Annotated in this window: 16 protein-coding genes; 12 read left to right on the plus strand and 4 right to left on the minus strand. The window is 72.4% G+C overall.

Features of this window, described 5'->3' with window-relative positions:
* Nucleotides 1-35 precede the first annotated feature (35 nt).
* Nucleotides 36-1,496, minus strand: coding sequence for a glycoside hydrolase family 3 N-terminal domain-containing protein (locus SALPAC4_RS0115400; RefSeq protein WP_019871087.1), 1,461 nt, complete (start codon nucleotides 1,494-1,496; stop codon nucleotides 36-38).
* Between the two features lie 118 nt (nucleotides 1,497-1,614).
* On the opposite strand from SALPAC4_RS0115400, the gene SALPAC4_RS0115405 reads away from it, so the two are divergent.
* The 3 genes from SALPAC4_RS0115405 to SALPAC4_RS0115415 all read left to right on the plus strand — a co-directional run bounded on the left by SALPAC4_RS0115405 (nucleotide 1,615) and on the right by SALPAC4_RS0115415 (nucleotide 4,710).
* Nucleotides 1,615-2,790, plus strand: a complete 1,176-nt coding sequence (locus SALPAC4_RS0115405) for an ROK family transcriptional regulator (RefSeq protein WP_027644454.1) — start codon at nucleotides 1,615-1,617, stop codon at nucleotides 2,788-2,790.
* 71 nt (nucleotides 2,791-2,861) lie between these two features.
* Nucleotides 2,862-3,737: an ABC transporter ATP-binding protein gene (locus tag SALPAC4_RS0115410; protein ID WP_019871089.1), complete on the plus strand. Its 876-nt coding sequence runs from the start codon at nucleotides 2,862-2,864 to the stop codon at nucleotides 3,735-3,737.
* A 76-nt stretch (nucleotides 3,738-3,813) separates the two neighbouring features.
* On the plus strand, nucleotides 3,814-4,710 hold the full coding sequence (locus SALPAC4_RS0115415) for a ribokinase (protein ID WP_018729825.1): 897 nt from the start codon (nucleotides 3,814-3,816) through the stop codon (nucleotides 4,708-4,710).
* 62 nt (nucleotides 4,711-4,772) lie between these two features.
* On the opposite strand, the gene SALPAC4_RS0115420 is transcribed toward SALPAC4_RS0115415, so the two are convergent.
* Complete coding sequence (locus SALPAC4_RS0115420; RefSeq protein ID WP_027644453.1) at nucleotides 4,773-5,252, minus strand: DUF6232 family protein; 480 nt, start codon at nucleotides 5,250-5,252, stop codon at nucleotides 4,773-4,775.
* Between the two features lie 78 nt (nucleotides 5,253-5,330).
* A complete protein-coding gene (locus SALPAC4_RS0115425; RefSeq protein ID WP_027644452.1) occupies nucleotides 5,331-5,846 on the minus strand; it encodes a DUF6232 family protein in 516 nt (171 codons plus the stop codon).
* Between the two features lie 97 nt (nucleotides 5,847-5,943).
* On the opposite strand from SALPAC4_RS0115425, the gene SALPAC4_RS0115430 reads away from it, so the two are divergent.
* Both SALPAC4_RS0115430 and SALPAC4_RS0115435 read left to right on the plus strand, forming a co-directional pair.
* Nucleotides 5,944-6,717, plus strand: a complete 774-nt coding sequence (locus SALPAC4_RS0115430; RefSeq protein ID WP_018729828.1) for an enoyl-CoA hydratase/isomerase family protein — start codon at nucleotides 5,944-5,946, stop codon at nucleotides 6,715-6,717.
* 72 nt (nucleotides 6,718-6,789) lie between these two features.
* A complete protein-coding gene (locus tag SALPAC4_RS0115435; RefSeq protein WP_019871093.1) occupies nucleotides 6,790-8,412 on the plus strand; it encodes an acetolactate synthase in 1,623 nt (540 codons plus the stop codon).
* 6 nt (nucleotides 8,413-8,418) lie between these two features.
* On the opposite strand, the gene SALPAC4_RS0115440 is transcribed toward SALPAC4_RS0115435, so the two are convergent.
* The gene (locus tag SALPAC4_RS0115440; RefSeq protein WP_019871094.1) at nucleotides 8,419-8,826 is read right to left on the minus strand and encodes a PLD nuclease N-terminal domain-containing protein; all 408 of its coding nucleotides are present in this window, start codon (nucleotides 8,824-8,826) and stop codon (nucleotides 8,419-8,421) included.
* 64 nt (nucleotides 8,827-8,890) lie between these two features.
* On the opposite strand from SALPAC4_RS0115440, the gene SALPAC4_RS0115445 reads away from it, so the two are divergent.
* The 7 genes from SALPAC4_RS0115445 to SALPAC4_RS0115475 all read left to right on the plus strand — a co-directional run bounded on the left by SALPAC4_RS0115445 (nucleotide 8,891) and on the right by SALPAC4_RS0115475 (nucleotide 17,644).
* Nucleotides 8,891-9,304, plus strand: coding sequence for a hypothetical protein (locus tag SALPAC4_RS0115445; protein ID WP_019871095.1), 414 nt, complete (start codon nucleotides 8,891-8,893; stop codon nucleotides 9,302-9,304).
* A gap of 181 nt (nucleotides 9,305-9,485) precedes the next feature.
* On the plus strand, nucleotides 9,486-10,265 hold the full coding sequence (locus SALPAC4_RS0115450) for an electron transfer flavoprotein subunit beta/FixA family protein (RefSeq protein WP_019871096.1): 780 nt from the start codon (nucleotides 9,486-9,488) through the stop codon (nucleotides 10,263-10,265).
* 14 nt (nucleotides 10,266-10,279) lie between these two features.
* On the plus strand, nucleotides 10,280-11,239 hold the full coding sequence (locus SALPAC4_RS0115455) for an electron transfer flavoprotein subunit alpha/FixB family protein (protein ID WP_018729833.1): 960 nt from the start codon (nucleotides 10,280-10,282) through the stop codon (nucleotides 11,237-11,239).
* Nucleotides 11,240-11,397: 158 nt separating this feature from the next.
* The gene (locus tag SALPAC4_RS0115460) at nucleotides 11,398-14,097 is read left to right on the plus strand and encodes a cation-translocating P-type ATPase (protein ID WP_027644451.1); all 2,700 of its coding nucleotides are present in this window, start codon (nucleotides 11,398-11,400) and stop codon (nucleotides 14,095-14,097) included.
* Nucleotides 14,098-14,190: 93 nt separating this feature from the next.
* Complete coding sequence (locus tag SALPAC4_RS0115465; RefSeq protein ID WP_019871098.1) at nucleotides 14,191-15,366, plus strand: cysteine desulfurase family protein; 1,176 nt, start codon at nucleotides 14,191-14,193, stop codon at nucleotides 15,364-15,366.
* A gap of 145 nt (nucleotides 15,367-15,511) precedes the next feature.
* Nucleotides 15,512-16,585, plus strand: a complete 1,074-nt coding sequence (gene mnmA, locus SALPAC4_RS0115470) for a tRNA 2-thiouridine(34) synthase MnmA (protein ID WP_188116872.1) — start codon at nucleotides 15,512-15,514, stop codon at nucleotides 16,583-16,585.
* A 51-nt stretch (nucleotides 16,586-16,636) separates the two neighbouring features.
* Nucleotides 16,637-17,644 (plus strand): uroporphyrinogen decarboxylase/cobalamine-independent methonine synthase family protein, encoded by a 1,008-nt coding sequence (locus SALPAC4_RS0115475; RefSeq protein WP_019871100.1) that lies wholly within the window; start codon nucleotides 16,637-16,639, stop codon nucleotides 17,642-17,644.
* The last annotated feature ends 113 nt before the right edge of the window (nucleotides 17,645-17,757 follow it).

The following is a 17,757-nucleotide window of genomic DNA, read 5'->3' on the forward strand; positions in this document are numbered from 1 at the left end:
GTGCGACCAGCTGTAGCGAGCGGTGACGGAGCGTACTAGGTGTGTCCGGCCGTCAGCCCGAGGAGTTCGGCGGCGGCGCGGCCGTTGGCGTGGCTGGCGCCGTAGGTGGTGACGAAGGCGCGTACCCCCGGTGGTCGCCACGACCCGGGCCAGCCCATCTCGACCACCACCACCTGGTGCTGCGCGGCGAGCGCCGTCACCAGGTCGGCGGCGCCGGGCAGCAGGTGTAGCCGCCGGCCGACCAGGACGATCGTCCGCTCGCCGGCGATTCGGCGCAGCTCCCCCGGGTCCGTGCCGGTAGCGACGACCCGCAGCTGCTCGACGCCGCTGAGGTGCGGGCCGAGTCCCCACGGCACCCGTGCCTCGGCGACCGTCGAGCGGGAGTGCAGCTGCACCACCAGGGGACGGCCGAGCCCGGTCAGGGCGCCCTCCACCCGGACCGCCCGGCGGGCAGCGGCGTACCCGAGCTGGGCGGGCAGGGCATCGGCGGCGCCCGTGGTCCGGGTCCAGGCGGCGAGTTCGGCGGTACGGCCAGCCGCCTCCTCGACCCGTGCCCGCTCCAGCCGGCCGTCGGTGAGCGCCGTCCCGATCTCGTTGGCGACCTGCTCGACCAGGCCCGCATCGACCCGGGCGCCGATGCAGAGCAGGTCCGCCCCGGCGGCAAGCGCCGCGACGGCGGCCGGGCCCACCCCGCCCGCGACGCCCGCCGCGCCCCTCATCTCGAGGGCGTCGGTAACGACGGCCCCGGCGAAGCCGTACTCGTGGCGCAGTAGCCCAACCAGGGCTGCCCGGCTGAAGGTGGCCGGTCCCTCCCCAGTCAGCGTCGGGATCCGGATGTGCGCCGTCATCACCGCCCGGGCGCCGGCGGCGACCACCGCCGCGAACGGCGGTAGGTCCCGCTGCCGGAGGAGCGTCAGCGGGGCATCGATCGTGGGTAGTTCGTGGTGGGAGTCGACGACCGTGGCACCGTGGCCGGGGAAGTGCTTGGCGCAGGCGGCCACTCCGCCGTGTTGCAGGCCGGCCACCGCGGCGGCGGCGTGGGCGGCCACCCGGTCCGGGTCGCGACCGAAGGAGCGGGTGCCGATCACCGGGTTCTCGTCGGCGCTGTTGACATCAACGGCCGGGGCCAGGTTGACGGTGATGCCGAGGGTGGCCAACTCCGCCCCGATGGCCTCGTGGACCCGCCGGGTCAGCGCCACGTCGTCGATCGCCCCGAGTGCGGCGTTGCCGGGGTACGGGCTTCCGGTTGTGTGCGCGAGGCGGGTGATGTCTCCGCCCTCCTCGTCGATCGCAACCAGTACGTCGGACCGGGCGGCACGGAGAGCGGCGGTGCTGGCCGCCACCTGTTCGGGGCCGTGCACGTTGGTGCCGAAGAGCGTGTGTCCGGCGAGGCCCTCGCCAACGAGGTCAACGGCCCACTGTGGTGGGACCGGGCCCGGGTAGGCGGCGAGCAGGGTGCCCAGCGCGAGGCGGCGGACACCTGGATCCGACCCCATATGCTCTCCTGTCTCCCTGTCGATACGGTCGATTACCCGTTCCGTTGGTGGTCGTTACGCTACGGTTACCTCTTTCGTCGTTGCGTGTGTGGCTGGTTATGAAATCTCGAGGACTGGCATGACTATGACCCGGCTCCCCGGCACCCCCCGCCTGTTACGAGCGCTCAATGACCGCGCGGCGCTGGAGCTGCTGCTGGAGCAGGGCCCCCTGACCCGAGCGCGGCTGGGCGAACTGACCGGTCTGTCCAAGGTGACCGCATCCCAGTTGGTCGAGCGGCTCGAGGAGCGGGGGCTGGTCGCCCGGGTCGGTGAGCAGGCGGGCGGGCGGGGTCCGAACGCCCAGCTGTACGCCGTCCGGCCGGGCAGCGCCCACGTAGTGGGGGTGGACTTCGGGGCCGCGCGGGTGGTCGCCGCCTGTGCGGACATCACCGGGACGGTGGTCGGCCGCTCCGTGCAGTCGACCGTCGATACCGACGACCCGGTCGGCGTGGTGCACAACGCGGTCGTGACGGCCGCGAACAGCGCCGAGGCACCGCTGTCGACCGTACGCCGGGTCGTCCTGGGCGCCCCCGGTCTCGTCGACCCGACCAGTGGTGACATCACCTTCGCGTTCAACCTGCCGCGGTGGCACGCCGGCGTGCTCGGCGCGCTTCGGGACGACCTGCGCACCCCCGTGGTCTTCGAGAACGACGTCAACCTGGTGGCGATGGCCGAGGCGCGGTCGGGAGCGGCGCAGGGCGTGGCGGACTTCGTCCTGGCCTGGGTGGATGCCGGCATCGGTCTGGCGATCGTCATCGGTGGGCGGCTGCACCACGGCAGCACCGGTGCCGCCGGGGAGATCGGCTGGCTGCCGGTGCCCGGGGTGCCGATCCCGCGTGCCGCTGCCCTTCGTACGAAGCCCGCATTCCAGCAGCTCGTCGGCGGGGAGGCGGTTCGCGCGCTCGCCCGGCAGCACGGGTACCCCGACGATACGGCGGCGGGTGGGGTCTCCGCCGCGGTCGCTGCCGGCGCGCCCGGTGCCCCGATGCTGGACGAGCTGGCCCGCCGGCTCGCGCTCGGCGTAACGAGTACCTGTGTGGTGTTGGATCCACCGCTGGTGGTCCTGGCTGGTGCGGTCGGCCGGGCCGGCGGGGCGGCGTTGGCCGAAAGAGTGCAGCGAGAGGTGGCGGCGATCGCTCTGGTTCGGCCGCGGGTGGTGTCGACCGGGCTGACCGAGGAGCCGATTCTGCGCGGCGCGCTGCACACCGCCCTGAAGGCGGCCCGGGACGAGGTGTTCGGTTCCACGACGAGCTGAGCGGCGGGTTGGTTGGCCGACGCTTCGGCGGTTGACCGCGTTTCGCTCCGGTAGCTCCTTCGGGGGCCCGGGTGTGGCTCACCGGTGCGTGGTTGGATGGAGCCGTGACTGGTGCCCTGATCCCCGGCCCCTCCGGTGCCGCCGCCGCCCCCGCCTCCGTGGACGCGGATCTGGTGGTCAGCCTCGACGGCGTGACCGTGCGCCGCGCCGGTGCGGCCCTGCTGCACGACCTTGACTGGCAGGTCGAGTTGGACGAGCGCTGGGTGGTGCTCGGTCCCAACGGTGCCGGTAAGACCACGTTGCTCAACCTGGCCGGCGGTCGACTGCACCCGACCGCCGGGCTGGCTCATGTGTTGGGCGAGCAGCTCGGTCGCACCGACCTGACCGAGCTGCGGACGCGGATCGGGCTCTCCACCGCAGCCCTTGCTGAGCGGATCCCCACCGAGGAACGGGTCGTGGACGTGGTGGTGACCGCGTCCTGGTCCGTGGTGGGTCGCTGGCGGGAGGAGTACGACAGCGGCGACGAGATCCGGGCCCGGGCCCTGCTCGGCCAGCTCGGCGTCGGAGACCTCGCCGACCGCCGGTACGGCACCCTCTCCGAGGGGGAACGTAAGCGGGTACAGATCGCTCGGGCGCTGATGACCGACCCGGAGCTGTTGCTGCTCGACGAGCCCGCCGCCGGGCTTGACCTGGGGGGCCGCGAAGAGTTGGTGGCTCGGCTCGCGGAGCTGGCGTCGGACCCGGATGCCCCGGCGTTGGTGCTGGTCACCCACCATGTGGAGGAGATCCCGCCCGGCTTCACCCACGCGCTGCTGCTACGCGACGGGGACGTGGTGGCGCAGGGCCTGCTGACTGATGTCCTCACCGGGGACAATCTCAGCAAGACGTTCGGGCTGCCGCTGGTGGTGGAGCGACACGGCGACCGCTTCACCGCCCGGGCCGGTTGAGGCGCGGCGTGGCTCGCGTCAGGCCGTGACCGGGTAGGGAACCCGCAGCCCCAACCCGCCAAACCGGAGGTGCTCAATGCCACAGACCCGGGTGGTCGTCCTGGGTAGCGCCAACATGGACCTCGTGGCGACCGCTGCGGCGCTGCCTCGACCGGGGGAGACGCTGCTCGGCGCGGACTTCGTCATGGTTCCCGGTGGCAAGGGCGCCAACCAGGCCATCGCGGCAGCGCGGGCCGGCGCGGCCTGCACGTTCCTCGGTGCCATCGGCTCCGACGCTTTCGGCGTTACCCTGCGTGCCCGTATCACCGCGGCCGGAGTGGACACCAGTCAGCTACGGGTCATGTACGGCGCCTCCGGGGTCGCCCTGGTGATGGTGAACGCCGAGGGGGAGAACGCCATCGTGGTCAGTCCCGGCGCCAACGCCACGATGACCGGGCTGACCGAGCCGGAGCTGACCGCCGTACGGGAAGCGGATGTGCTGGTCGCCCAGTTGGAGATCCCGGTGGAGACCGTTACCGAGGCGGCGGTGGCGGCGCGTGCGGCCGGCACTCGGGTGGTGCTCAACGCCGCGCCCGCCCGGACCGTGCCGCCGGAGCTCTTCGCCGCCACCGACGTGTTGGTGGTCAACGAGAGCGAGGCGCAGACGTTCACCGGCCACGGTCGGGACAAGCCAGAGGCCCTGCTGGAGCTGACGCCCCGGGCGGTGCTCACCCTCGGCGTCTCCGGCGCCTGGTACGGCGACCGGGATGGCGGCCGGGCGTGCGTCCCGGCGGTGCCGGTCGAGACCGTTGACTCGACGGCGGCCGGGGACGCGTTCTCGGCCGCGCTCGCGGTTGGCTGGGGGGAGGGGCGCGACCTGGTGGACGCGGCGCGGTGGGCGACGGGCGCCGGCGCCGCGTGTGTTCGGCGGCTCGGCGCTTCGGTGGCGTTGCCTCGCCGGGACGAGATCGACGAGCTGTACCGGCCGGGCTGACTCTTCAGGCCCAGGGCGGGTGGTGGCCGTGGCACCCGGGGAGGGATGTTCTGGCCGCCAGGTCACCGGTCGTAGGTCTGCTGTTCGACCGCGCGCTGCACGGCGCGGTAGATCTGGCCGAACCGGAGGGCGTCCGGCGTGCGCAGGAGCAGTAGCTCGCGGCCCTGTGCCTGCACCCACAGCTCGTGTACGCGGTTTCCCCGCTCGTAGGAGCGGTCCAGCCAGCCGAGCGGGATCTCCAGGAAGGGCACCGCGGCCAGCGCGAGTAGCAGGCACCCGGCGAGGGTGAGCAGCACCGGCAGCCAGCCTCGCTCCGGCGCCGACCAGACCAGCGAGAGTGCGCAGACCACTGCCGCCAGGGGCGGCAACGACAACAGCAGCACCAGGACACCGCGGCTGAGTAGCCGCCCGCGGACGGCGAGGGTGGTTCGCCCCTTCGTGTGCCAGACGTACCTGATCTCGGCTATCGGCACCCGGAGCCCGCCCGACCGGATCGCCTCGGAGGTCACCTGCACCGCGTCGTCCCGGTAATAGAGGGTCATCATTAACCCTAACCGGGGTCGGTGGTGCGGGTCGGTCCGATCGGGCCGGCGTCCGGTGCTACTCCGGCACCGGGGCCGCTATGGGCTGGTGGCGCGGGAGCGGTCCGATCTCGCCGCTGGGTGCGGGGGTCGGGGAGCCGGCTGGCTGGCTTCGATGGCGCGCTGCAGGGCTCGGTAGATCTGCCCGAACCGCAGCGCGTCCGCGGTCGCCAGCAGCAGCATCGGCCGGCCCTGCCAGCGGATCCAGATCTCCAGCCGGCGGCTGCCCCGGGCGTACGAGCGGTCCAGGTGTTCGAAGAGGAAGTCGGCGACCGGCCCGGCCGCGAGCCCGACCAGGACCGAGGCGCCGATGATGGCGATGGTGATGGTGGGGGAGCTGCTGAGCCAGAGCGCCAGCACGATGCCCGCCACCGCCGCTACCAGCGGAACGGCCAGGGCCGCGCCGATCGCGCCGCGGCCGGCCAGCACGCGCCAGGAGCGGCTGCCGCGGTGGTGCCACGCGGCGCTGATCTCGGCCAGCGGGAAGGTCCGGTCCATCACCTGCACAGTTGTGGAGGTGATCCGGATCGATTTGTCGTCGTAATGCGTGACCATCTCGGAACTCCCGGTGCCAGGGCTGGCGCCAGACTACGGCCCCAACGGCGGGGTCGTAAGGTTGGCACGCTACTTCGACGAGGAAGTGAGGGACAGCGTGGGCGAGTTCGTGCGGCTGGAGATCAAGGACGGGATCGGCACCATTCGACTGGAGCGGCCGCCGATGAATGCGCTGAACACCCAGGTGCAGGAGGAGTTGCGCGCCGCGGCGACCGAGGCGGGTGGCGATCCGGCCGTCCGGGCGGTCATCGTGTACGGCGGGGATCGGGTCTTCGCCGCCGGCGCGGACATCAAGGAGATGGCCGATATGTCCTACGTGGACATGGCCGAGCGGGCGGTCGCGCTCTCCAGCGCACTGGGGGCGATCGCCCAGATCCCCAAGCCGGTGGTCGCCGCGATCACCGGGTACGCCCTCGGCGGCGGCTGCGAGCTGGCCCTCGCCTGTGACTGGCGGGTGGTGGCCGAGGACGCCAAGCTGGGCCAGCCGGAGATCAAGCTCGGCGTCATTCCCGGCGCCGGTGGCACCCAGCGGCTGGCCCGCCTGGTCGGCCCGGCCCGTGCCAAGGATCTGATCATGTCGGGCCGGATGGTGGACGCGGCGGAGGCGCTCCGGATCGGGCTGGCCGACCGGGTGGCCCCCGCCGCCGAGGTCTACGCCGCTGCGGTGGCCCTGGTGCAGCCGTACCTGACCGGGCCGGTGCAGGCCCTGCGCGCGGCGAAGCTGGCGGTCGACGGTGGCCTGGAGATGGATCTGACCTCCGGTCTGGCCTGGGAGAGCCAGCTCTTCGCGGCGCTGTTCGCCACCGACGACCGGCGGGAGGGCATGGCGGCCTTCGTGGCGAAGCGCAAGCCGGACTTCACCGGACGTTGATCCGGGGCGTTCCCATTCCGGCTACCGCTGGGTAGCGTAAGCCCGGACCTTCCGCGGGCAGGGGAGCTGGTCATGTCGGAGCGGATCGAGGGGCACGGCGGGGCACTCGCGCTGGCGGCGCTGCGGGCACACGGGGTGCGGGAGATGTTCACCCTCTCCGGTGGGCACGTCTTCCCGCTCTACGACGCCGCACACCAGCTCGGGTTTCCGATCTATGACGTCCGGCACGAGCAGTCGGCGGTCTTCGCCGCCGAGGCGGTGGCGAAGCTGCAGCGCCGCCCCGGCCTCGCGGTACTGACCGCCGGACCGGGCGTCACCAACGGCATCTCCGGGCTGACCAGCTCCCTCTTCAACGCATCACCGATCCTGGTGCTCGGTGGGCGAGCACCACAGTTTCGGTGGGGGGCGGGCAGTCTTCAGGAGCTGGATCACCTGCCGTTGGTCACCCCGGTGACGAAGCACGCCGAGACGGTGTTCCGCCCCGAGGACATCCCGCACGTGGTGAGCGGCGCGTTGACCACGGCGCTCACCCCGCATCGTGGCCCGGTCTTTGTGGACCTCCCCCTGGAGGTGGCCTTCGCGGTGGCCGACGCCGAGCTGCCCGCCATCGCTCCGATCGCCCCGGTCGAGGCGGACCCGGCGGAGGTGGCGAAGGCCGCTGACCTGATCGCCCACGGTCAGCGCCCCGTGCTGATCGCCGGCTCGGACGTCTACGCCGGCGCTGCTGTCGACGCCCTGCGCGCGGCGGCCGAGGCCCTCGCGGTGCCGGTCTTCGCCAACGGCATGGGCCGGGGTGCGCTGCCGCCGGAGCACCCGCTCGCCTTCGCCAAGTCTCGCCGGGTGGCGTTGCGGCAGGCCGACGTGGTGGTGGTCGTCGGCACGCCGCTGGACTTCCGGCTCAACTTCGGCGACTTCGGCGCCGCGGCGGTGGTGCACGTCGTGGACGCGCCGGGTCAGCGTGCCGGGCACCGCCAGCCGGCCGCCGCACCCGCCGGCGACCTGCGACTGATCCTGTCCGCCTTCGCCGACCACCCCGGCGACCGCACCGACCACACGGAGTGGGTCGCCGAGTTGCGCGCCGCCGAGGATGCTGCCCGTACCCGTGACGCCGCGGAGATGGCCGCGGAGACCGACCCGATCCGGCCCGCCCGGGTCTACGGCGAGCTGCGCCGGGTACTGGCCCGGGACGCGATCACCATTGGCGACGGCGGCGACTTCGTCTCGTACGCGGGTCGGTACCTGGAGCCCGCCCAGCCCGGTACCTGGCTCGACCCCGGTCCGTACGGCTGCCTCGGCACCGGGATGGGCTACGCCATGGGTGCTCGGGTTACCCACCCCGACCGGCAGATCTGCGTACTGATGGGGGACGGTGCGGCCGGTTTCTCCCTGCTGGACGTGGAGTCGTTGGTTCGGCAGCGGTTGCCGGTGGTGATAGTCGTCGGTAACAACGGCATCTGGGGGCTGGAGAAGCATCCGATGCGGGCACTGTACGGCTACGACGTGGCCGCCGACCTCCAGCCGGAGCTCCGTTACGACCGGGTGGTCCAGGCGTTGGGTGGTGCGGGCGAGACCGTGACGAAGGCCGCCGACCTGGGGGCGGCGCTGCGGCGGGCCTTCGCGGCCGGGGTGCCGTATCTGGTCAACGTGGTGACCGACCCGGGGGACGCGTATCCCCGGTCGTCGAGTCTCGCCTGAGGCGGGTCAGGCCTCGGGTCGCTTCTGCTCGCCGTCCCCGCGGCGCAGATCGTCCTCGCGACGGCGCAGGTCCTCCTCCCAACGGCGGAAGAGCTCCCGGTCGGCCTGGCTCTGGGTGCGTTCCTCGACCGAACGGAGAAACTCCGGGTCGTCGTCCGGGGCGATCGGGCGGTGCCGGCGCCCGGTGAGACCGAAGCCGGTCGGCCGGCCGCCCCCGGGCTGACCGGCTCTGGTCTCGCGGCCGGCGACGAACCAGGCGATCGAGCCGACCAACGGGAAGAAGAGGATGATCAGCACCCAGGCGATCCGGGGCAGGGCGCGGATGTCGCCCTCCTCGGCCGAGAGGCAGCTGATCAACGCGATGACGGCGAGGACGACCTGAGCGAGGAAGAGGAGAACGTACAGCCGAGCCATGACACCATCATGACGTACCCGTGGTTGTTGCCACACCCCACGGCGGGCGCGACATTTACACTCCGTGATCATGGAGCAGCGGTTGACGGCCGAGGAGCGGCTGACCCTCAAGACGGGCGCCTTCGGCGCGGTCGTCCTCGTATCAAATGTGGAGCCCGGTGTGCTGGCGCTGGTCCGGGAGAGCTTCGCCGCCTCCGCCGCGCTGGCTGACTCCAGTGGGGTGGTCAAGGCGGTGCTGACCAGTGGTCCCCTGCCCCGGCTGCCGCGTGATTCGGAGCTCGAGATCGAGTCTGTGGTGCTTCCGGCGTTGACCCGGGCGGTGGCGATCCTGCGGGAGAAGTCTCCGCAGGACGTGCCGACCTACCGGGAGGTGGTGTTGGCCGCCGCCGACCAGGCGGCCGGGGCGCACCGGGGGGTCACCCCGCAGGAGACAGCGATGATCGAGCGCATCCGGGGTGCGTTGGTGGAGCCGGCCTGAGCCGCGCTCGGTGAGCTGTGTCACCATACGGGCCCCGGAGCTGGAAGCTACTTGTGGGTAACATGGCGTCGTGGGCAACCGCACAGCGTCCGTGGTTGACCGCGCGTTGAGTTACGCGGGAGGCTGCGCCCCAGACCGGGCGAGCGAATCGCACCAAATACAGGAGGGTCGTCGAAGCGCGATGAATATCGTCGTACTCGTCAAGCAGGTGCCCGATTCGGGCGCGGACCGCAACCTGCGTACTGACGACAACACCGTCGACCGCGGTTCGGCGAACAACGTCATCAACGAGATGGACGAGTACGCCATCGAAGAGGCGTTGAAGATCAAGGAGGCGCACGGCGGCGAGGTCACCATCCTGACCATGGGGCCCGACCAGGCGACCGAGTCGATCCGTAAGGCGCTCTCCATGGGGCCGGACAAGGCCGTACACGTCCTGGACGACGCCCTGGCCGGGTCCTGCGCGGTGGCCACCTCCAAGGTGCTCAGCGCCGCGCTCGGGCAGTTGAACGCCGATCTGGTGCTCTGCGGTGCCGAGTCCACCGACGGTCGGGTCCAGGTCCTGCCGCACATGATCGCTGAGCGGCTCGGCATCGCCGCGCTGACCGGCGCTCGGAAGCTCACTGTTGACGGCGGCACGCTCACCATCGAGCGGCAGACCGAGGAGGGCTACGAGGTGGTCACCGCCGAGACCCCCGCGGTGGTCTCCGTCTGGGACACCATCAACGAGCCGCGCTACCCCTCCTTCAAGGGCATCATGGCCGCCAAGAAGAAGCCGGTGCAGACCCTGCCCCTGGTTGACCTCGGTGTCGCCCCGGCAGAGGTGGGTCACGCCGGCGCGACCAGCGCCGTGCTGGAGCACAGCAAGCGACCGCCGCGCTCCAGCGGCACGAAGGTCACCGACGAGGGCGCCGGCGGCACGCAGCTGGTCGAGTTCCTCGCCACCGAGAAGTTCGTGTGAGAGCAGGTCTGGACATGTCTGAGGTTCTCGTCGTCGTCGAAGCCACCCGGGAGTTCGGCGTCAAGAAGGTCACCCTGGAGATGCTCACCCTCGCCCGTGGCCTGGGTACGCCGAGCGCGGTCGTGCTCGGCGGCCCCGGCGCAGCCGAGGCCCTGAGCGCGAAGCTGGGTGAGTACGGGGCAGCGAAGATCTACGCCGCCGAGAGTGCGGAGATCGACGGCCACCTGGTCTCGCCCAAGGCCACCGTCCTGGCCGAGTTGGTTACGCGGGTACAGCCCGCCGCGGTGCTGCTCGCCTCCGCCCAGGAGGGCAAGGAGATCGCCGCTCGCCTCGCGGTGAAGCTCGACAACGGCATCCTGACCGACGTGGTCGGGCTGGACGCCGACGGTACCGCCACGCAGGTTGTCTTCGCCGGTTCCACCATTGTGAAGTCCAAGGTCACCCGTGGCCTGCCGCTGGTTACCGTTCGGCCGAACTCGATCACCCCGGAACCGGCCGCAGCCACCCCGGCCGTCGAGCAGCTCACCGTCTCGGTCTCGGCCGCCGACAAGCTGGCCCGGGTCGTCAACCGGGTCGCCGAGCAGAAGGGCAGCCGTCCGGAGCTGACCGAGGCGTCGGTCGTCGTCTCCGGTGGCCGTGGGGTCGGCACCGCCGACAACTTCAAGCTCGTTGAGGAGTTGGCGGACCTGCTCGGTGGCGCCGTCGGCGCGTCCCGCGCCGCCGTTGACTCGGGCTACTACCCGCACCAGTTCCAGGTGGGTCAGACCGGCAAGACGGTCTCCCCGCAGCTCTACATCGCGCTCGGAATCTCCGGCGCGATCCAGCACCGGGCCGGCATGCAGACCTCAAAGACGATTGTCGCGGTCAACAAGGACGGTGAGGCGCCGATCTTTGAGCTCGCCGACTTCGGCGTGGTGGGTGACCTGTTCAAGGTCGTACCGCAGACCGCCGAGGAGATCCGCAAGCGCCGGTGAGCTGACGCGCCAGACCTGACCAGCGCCGGGAACCCATCGGGTTCCCGGCGCTGGTCGTGTCGGTCTCTGCCCACAACCGTACGATCGCCGCGTCAACCTGCGAAGATGGCCTTCGTGCCCCGCACGCACCCCGCCGAGGCAGGGAACGAGGAGCGCGGATGTCGAGGACGCCCGACCGGGGCCACCACGCGTTGGCCCTGCACGAGGTCGTGCTGCTGCTCGAGACCGACACCGAGCGTGGCCTGGGGGACGCGGCAGCGGCCGACCGGCGGGAGCGCTTCGGGGCCAACGTCCTGCCGGCCGCCACCCGCGGCGGCCTGCTCCGCCGGCTGCTCCGCCAGTTCCAGAACCCCCTCGTGTACGTGTTGGTGGGCGCCGGCCTGGTCACCCTGCTGCTCGCCGAGTACGTCGACTCGGTCGTGATCTTCGGTGTGGTCCTGGTCAACGCCCTGGTCGGGTTCCTGCAAGAGTCCAAGGCCGAGGCCGCGCTGGACGCGTTGCGGTCGATGGTGCGGACCGAGACCCGGGTGGTCCGGGATGGTCAACCACGGCGGGTGCCGTCGGCGGAGGTCGTCCCCGGCGACCTGGTGCTGGTCGAGGCGGGGGAGAAGGTCCCCGCCGATCTACGCCTGGCCCGCGCCGACGAGGTCAGGGTCGACGAGTCGACCCTGACCGGTGAGTCGCAGCCCGTCCGCAAGGACGAGGTCGCTGTCCCGGACGAGACTCCGGTGGCCGACCGTCGGAACATGCTCTACTCCGGCACGCTCGTCACCGGCGGCTCGGCGGCCGGTCTGGTCATGGCCACCGGGGCCGAGACGGAGCTGGGTCGGATCCACCGCCTGGTCGGTAGCGCCCAGGTGCTGGACACCCCGCTGACGACCAAGCTGGCCCGCTTCAGCCGGCTGCTCACCGTCGTGATTCTCGTGCTCGCCGGGGTGGCCTTCGGAGTCGGCATCCTGCGGGGGGCGAGCGGCAGCGAGATGTTCACCGCTGCCGTGGCGTTGGCGGTCGGGGCCATCCCGGAGGGGCTGCCCGCGGCGGTGACGATCACACTGGCGATCGGGGTTGGGCGGATGGCCCGCCGGCAGGCGGTGATCCGGCGGCTGCCGGCGGTGGAGACGCTGGGCAGCACGACGGTGATCTGCACCGACAAGACCGGCACCCTGACCGAGAACCAGATGACGGTGCGGATGCTCTGGACGGTGGCCGGCCGGCACGAGGTTACCGGCAGCGGATACCAACCAGCCGGTGAGATCCGGGGTCCCGACGGCGAGCCAGTCCGGATCTCCGGTGAGGGGGCGCTGCGCTGGTCGCTGCTCGCCGGAGTGGCCTGCAACGACGCCCGGTTGGTGGAGCGGGACGAGGGGTACGTGGTGCTCGGCGACCCGACCGAGGGCGCGATGTTGGTGGTGGCGGCCAAGGCCGACCTGTGGGCCGCGGCGGTGGCCGACGAGCTACCCCGGGTCGCGTCGGTCCCGTTCACCTCGGAGCGGCAGTTCATGGCGACCCTGCACGACACCCGCGACGGCGGACGGGTGGTGCTGGTCAAGGGCGCGGTCGAGCGGCTGGTGGAGTGGAGCGTCGCGGCGCTGGACGAGCAGGGGCGATCGGTGCCGCTGGACCGGGACGAGGTGCTGGCCGCCGCCGGCGCGCTCGCCGGCGAGGGGCTACGGGTGCTGGCCACGGCGCAGGTGCGGATGGACGGTGACGCCGAGTTGGTAGCGCAGGAGTTGCCCGGCAGCCTGGTCTTCACCGGCCTGCACGCCATGTTTGATCCGCCCCGGGCCGCGGTCGCTGACGCGATCTCCGCCAGCCAGCGGGCCGGCATCGCGGTGAAGATGATCACTGGTGATCATCGGAGCACCGCGTGCGCCATCGCCGGTCGCCTCGGGCTACTGGCCGCGGAACCGGGGTCCGGCGCGGTGCTCTCCGGCGCTGACCTCGCGCGGCTCTCGCCCGCCGACGGCCCGGCGGCGGTGGACCGGGCGGCGGTCTTCGCCCGGGTGTCGCCGGAGCAGAAGCTGCGGCTGGTGGAGGCGTTGCAGGCCGATGGACAGGTGGTCGCCATGACCGGGGACGGCGTGAACGACGCGCCGGCCCTGCGGCAGGCCGACATCGGGGTGGCGATGGGACGCAGCGGCACCGAGGTGGCCAAGGAGGCGTCGGACATCATCCTCACCGATGACGACTTCACCACGATCGAGGCGGCCGTCGAGGAGGGGCGGGGCGTCTTCGCCAACCTCACCAAGTTCATCACCTGGACGTTGCCCACCAACGCGGCGGAGGGCATGCTGGTCCTCGTCGCCATCGTGCTCGGCACCGCGCTGCCCATCCTGCCCAGCCAGATCCTCTGGATCAACATGACCTCGGCGGTGCTGCTCGGCCTGACGCTCGCGTTCGAGCCGAAGGAAGAGGGGATCATGTCCCGGCCGCCCCGGGATCCGGCCCAGCCGCTGCTGACCAGCGCTCTGGTGATGCGGATTCTGCTCGTTTCCGCCCTGGTCGTGGCGGGCGCCTGGTGGGTGTTCGAGTGGGAGTTGAGCGGCGGCGCGGAGCTGGCGCAGGCCCGTACCGCGGCGGTGAACCTCGTCGTCGCCGTGCAGATCTTCTATCTGTTCAGCTGCCGGTCGTTGCGCCACTCGGCGTGGCGGTTGGGACTGTTCACCAATCGCTGGCTGATCGGTGGGGTCCTGCTCCAGGCGCTCGGCCAAGTGGCGCTCACCTACCTGCCGGTGCTGAACACACTGTTCCGGACGGCGCCCATCGGCCCCGGGACATGGCTGCGGATCCTGGGGGTCGCCCTCGTGGCCGGTGCCGTCGTGGCGCTCGACAAGCGGTTCGGCCGCCGGCTCGGTTGAGCTGCCACGGCTTGCCCACCCGGTGCGGCGCGGTTCTTCCCGGAAGCCCTCCGGCTTTCGGTTGACCCCGATCCGGTCGTTAGGCTGAACCTGATGGCTTACCTGGATCATGCGGCGACCACTCCAATGCTCGACGTGGCGTTGGAGGCGTACGTCGCCACCGCGCGCGAGGTCGGCAACGCCTCCGCCCTGCACGGGGCGGGCCGGCAGGCCCGCCGTCGGGTGGAGGAGTCGCGTGAGCGGGTGGCCGCCGCGCTGGGCGCCCGCCCCGCCGAAGTGATCTTCACGGGGGGTGGCACCGAGAGCGACAACCTCGCGGTCAAGGGCATCTTCTGGGCCCGCCGGTCCACCGAGCCCCGGCGGACGCGGGTGGTGTCCAGTGCGGTGGAGCACCACGCGGTGCTCGACGCCGTCGACTGGCTGGCCGCGCAGGAGGGCGCCGAGGTGAGCTGGCTTCCGGTCGACGCCCTCGGCCGGGTCACCCCGCAGCGGCTGCGCGCCGAGTTGGCCGCCGCCGCCGACCAGGTGGCGGTGATCACGACGATGTGGGCCAGCAACGAGGTGGGTACGGTCCAGCCGGTTGCCGAGTTGGCCGCGGTGGCCGCCGAGCACGGGGTGCCGCTGCACACCGACGCGATCCAGGCCGTTGGTCAGGTGGCGGTGGACTTCGCCGCCAGCGGCGTCTCGGCGCTCACCGTGACGGGGCACAAGCTCGGCGGGCCGGCCGGGGTGGGTGCCCTGGTGCTTGCCCGGGACGTCGCGGTGACCCCGCTGCTGCACGGCGGTGGCCAGGAGCGGGACGTCCGCTCGGGGACCTTGGACACGGCCGGAATCGTCGCGTTCGCGGTCGCCCTGGAGACGGCGGTCCGGCACCAGCGGGAGTACGCGGCCCGGGTCGCCGCCCTCCGGGACGACCTCGTGGCGCGGGTGCGGCAGGCGGTGCCGGAGGCGGTGCTCAACGGCGACCCGAACGATCGCCTGCCCGGCAACGCCCACTTCTCCTTCCCGGGCTGTGAGGGCGATGCGCTGCTGCTCCTGCTCGACGCGCGGGGTATCGCCTGCTCCACCGGCTCGGCGTGCTCGGCGGGAGTCGCCCAGCCGAGCCATGTGCTGCTTGCGATGGGCGCCGACAGCGCCCGTGCCCGCTCCTCGCTGCGCTTCACGCTCGGCCACACCAGTACGCCGGAGGAGGTTGACGCGTTGATCGCAGCTTTGCCGGAGGCGGTCGACCGGGCCCGGCGCGCCGGTAGCCTCCGCGCAACGCGCTGATCCCGTCGTCGCACGGCGGCAGCGGTTCGCTCGGTAGCGCCGCCCGGGAGCGCGGGGCGCGCTGGGTTTGGGGGCGGCGGCTGGGGTGGTTACGCTCGTCCGGGCACCACCGCGGTGCCCGACGGTTGTGAAGAAGGTGGTCGGGGTGCGGGTGCTGGCGGCGATGTCGGGCGGCGTGGACTCCGCGGTCGCGGCGGCGCGGGCCGCCGAGGCGGGTCATGACGTGACCGGGGTGCACCTGGCGCTGGCCCGTAACCCGCAGACCTATCGCACCGGCGCCCGGGGCTGCTGCACGCTGGAGGACTCCCGGGACGCCCGGCGGGCCGCCGATGTGCTCGGCATCCCGTTCTATGTGTGGGACATGGCCGAGCGGTTCCAGGCTGACGTGGTGGACGACTTCGTCGCCGAGTACGCGGCCGGCCGTACCCCGAATCCCTGCCTTCGCTGCAACGAGAAGATCAAGTTTGCCGCGGTGCTGGACCGGGCCGTGGCCCTGGGTTTCGACGCCGTGGTCACCGGCCACCACGCGCGGCTCGGCGCCGACGGTTTGCTACGCCGAAGCGTCGATCTCGCCAAGGACCAGTCATACGTGCTCGGCGTGCTCACCCGCGAGCAGCTGAGCCGGTCGATGTTCCCGCTGGGGGATTCGACGAAGACGCAGGTCCGAGCGGAGGCAACCCGGCGTGGCCTGGCGGTGGCCGACAAGCCGGACTCGCACGACATCTGCTTCGTCGCCGACGGGGACACCCGTGGCTTCCTCGCCCAGCGGCTCGGTGCGACGCCCGGCGATGTCGTTGACGCCGGCACCGGCGAGGTGGTGGGCCAGCACACCGGGGCGTACGCCTACACCGTCGGGCAGCGGCGTGGGCTGCACCTGGACCGCCCGGCCGTGGACGGTCGCCCCCGCTACGTCCTGTCGATCACCCCGAAGACCAACACGGTGACGGTGGGCCCGGCCGAGGCGTTGGCGGTGTCCCAGGTGCAGGCGGAGCGTCCGGTGTGGATCGGTGGGCCCCGGCCGGCCGCTCCGGTCGAGTGCGAGGTGCAGCTGCGCGCGCACGGCAATGTGGTGCCCGCGACCGTGGCGGTGACCGGCGACGGGCTGCGGGCCGAGCTGCATCAGCCGGTCCGCGGGGTGGCGGCCGGCCAGGCGATCGTGGCCTACCGTCCGGACCCGGCAGGCGACATCGTGCTCGGCTCCGCCACCATCGCGGCCTGACCGACCGGGTGGCCCGGCGGTGGTTGTCCGCGAATCGGATAGTCTTCGACCGTGAGTGATCAGCCGTGGCCGTGGCCCGCGGGTGCGGCGACCGGTGTCGGGTCGCTCCCCGGCACCGACATCGCGGAGGCCCAGCGGATCGCCCTCGGTGAGCTGCCCCTCCTTCCCCACCTGCCCGAGTTGCCCGCCCGCGGCCCGGGCGCGGAGCTGATCGGCCGGACCGCCGGGCTACTGGTGGAGCTACCGGTTGAGCTCTACGCCGCCCGGTGGCGCGTCGCCCCCCGCCCCGGTCGGGACCGGCGCCGGGCCCGGGACCTGATGGAGCGGGATCTGGACCAACTCGCCGCGCAGGCCGAGGCGTACGCCGGGCCGGTCAAGGTCCAGGTCGCCGGGCCGCTGACGCTCGCCGCGGCGGTGGAGCTGCCGATGGGCGGCCGGTTGGTGCGCGATCCCGGCGCGGTGCGGGACCTGGCCGGCTCCCTGGCCGAGGGGGTGCGGGAGCACGTCGCTGCCGTCGCGCGTCGGCTACCGCGGGCCTCGGTGCTGCTGCAGTTGGATGAGCCGTCGTTGCCGGCGGTGCTCGCCGGGCGGGTGCCGACCGAGAGCGGGTTCGGGACGTATCAGCCGGTGGAATCGGGCCGAGCCCGCGGCCTGCTGCGCGAGGTCATCGCCGCCGCCGGCGTACCGGTCGTGGTGCACTGCTGCGCCCCGGACGTGCCGCTGGAGCTGATTCGGGAGGCCGGCGCGGTCGGTGTGGCCCTCGATCTCGACCTGGTCACCGACCTGGATCCGCTGGGTGAGGCGATCGACGCCGGGCTGGGCCTCCTGGCCGGTGCCGTGCCCACCCGACCGTCCGCAGCCGGCGGCGCACCGACCTCGGCGCAGGTCGCCGAGCGGGTCCGCCGGCTCTGGGACCGCCTCGGATTCCCCCGTCGGCAGCTCGCCGCGCAAGTTGTCATCACGCCTGCCTGCGGGTTGGCGAACGCCACCGGAGGGCACACCCGAGCGGTCCTCGCCGCCTGCCAGGACGCGGGACGGCGGTTGAGCGAGCAGGGGTGAGCGCGCGGGTCGCGGTGCTGCCCGAATCGGGCAACCGCGCCCGCCGGTAGCTCGGCGGCCGTCGTGGCCGGGCTGGCGGCCAGCGCGCCCTCGCCGTTGCTGGCCCGGGCGGG

It is taken from the genome of Salinispora oceanensis (genome assembly GCF_000383575.1).
Taxonomy (GTDB): domain Bacteria; phylum Actinomycetota; class Actinomycetes; order Mycobacteriales; family Micromonosporaceae; genus Micromonospora; species Micromonospora oceanensis.

Bases quoted from the DNA above. Each gene is read 5' to 3' on its own strand.
- SALPAC4_RS0115450 (WP_019871096.1), top strand. From the start codon at position 9,486: ATGAATATCGTCGTACTCGTCAAGCAGGTGCCCGATTCGGGCGCGGAC.
- SALPAC4_RS0115415 (WP_018729825.1), top strand. From the start codon at position 3,814: ATGCCACAGACCCGGGTGGTCGTCCTGGGTAGCGCCAACATGGACCTC.
- SALPAC4_RS0115400 (WP_019871087.1), bottom strand. From the start codon at position 1,496: ATGGGGTCGGATCCAGGTGTCCGCCGCCTCGCGCTGGGCACCCTGCTC.
- SALPAC4_RS0115435 (WP_019871093.1), top strand. From the start codon at position 6,790: ATGTCGGAGCGGATCGAGGGGCACGGCGGGGCACTCGCGCTGGCGGCG.
- SALPAC4_RS0115460 (WP_027644451.1), top strand. From the start codon at position 11,398: ATGTCGAGGACGCCCGACCGGGGCCACCACGCGTTGGCCCTGCACGAG.
- SALPAC4_RS0115455 (WP_018729833.1), top strand. From the start codon at position 10,280: ATGTCTGAGGTTCTCGTCGTCGTCGAAGCCACCCGGGAGTTCGGCGTC.
- SALPAC4_RS0115440 (WP_019871094.1), bottom strand. From the start codon at position 8,826: ATGGCTCGGCTGTACGTTCTCCTCTTCCTCGCTCAGGTCGTCCTCGCC.
- SALPAC4_RS0115465 (WP_019871098.1), top strand. From the start codon at position 14,191: ATGGCTTACCTGGATCATGCGGCGACCACTCCAATGCTCGACGTGGCG.
- SALPAC4_RS0115405 (WP_027644454.1), top strand. From the start codon at position 1,615: ATGACTATGACCCGGCTCCCCGGCACCCCCCGCCTGTTACGAGCGCTC.
- SALPAC4_RS0115420 (WP_027644453.1), bottom strand. From the start codon at position 5,252: ATGACCCTCTATTACCGGGACGACGCGGTGCAGGTGACCTCCGAGGCG.
- SALPAC4_RS0115425 (WP_027644452.1), bottom strand. From the start codon at position 5,846: ATGGTCACGCATTACGACGACAAATCGATCCGGATCACCTCCACAACT.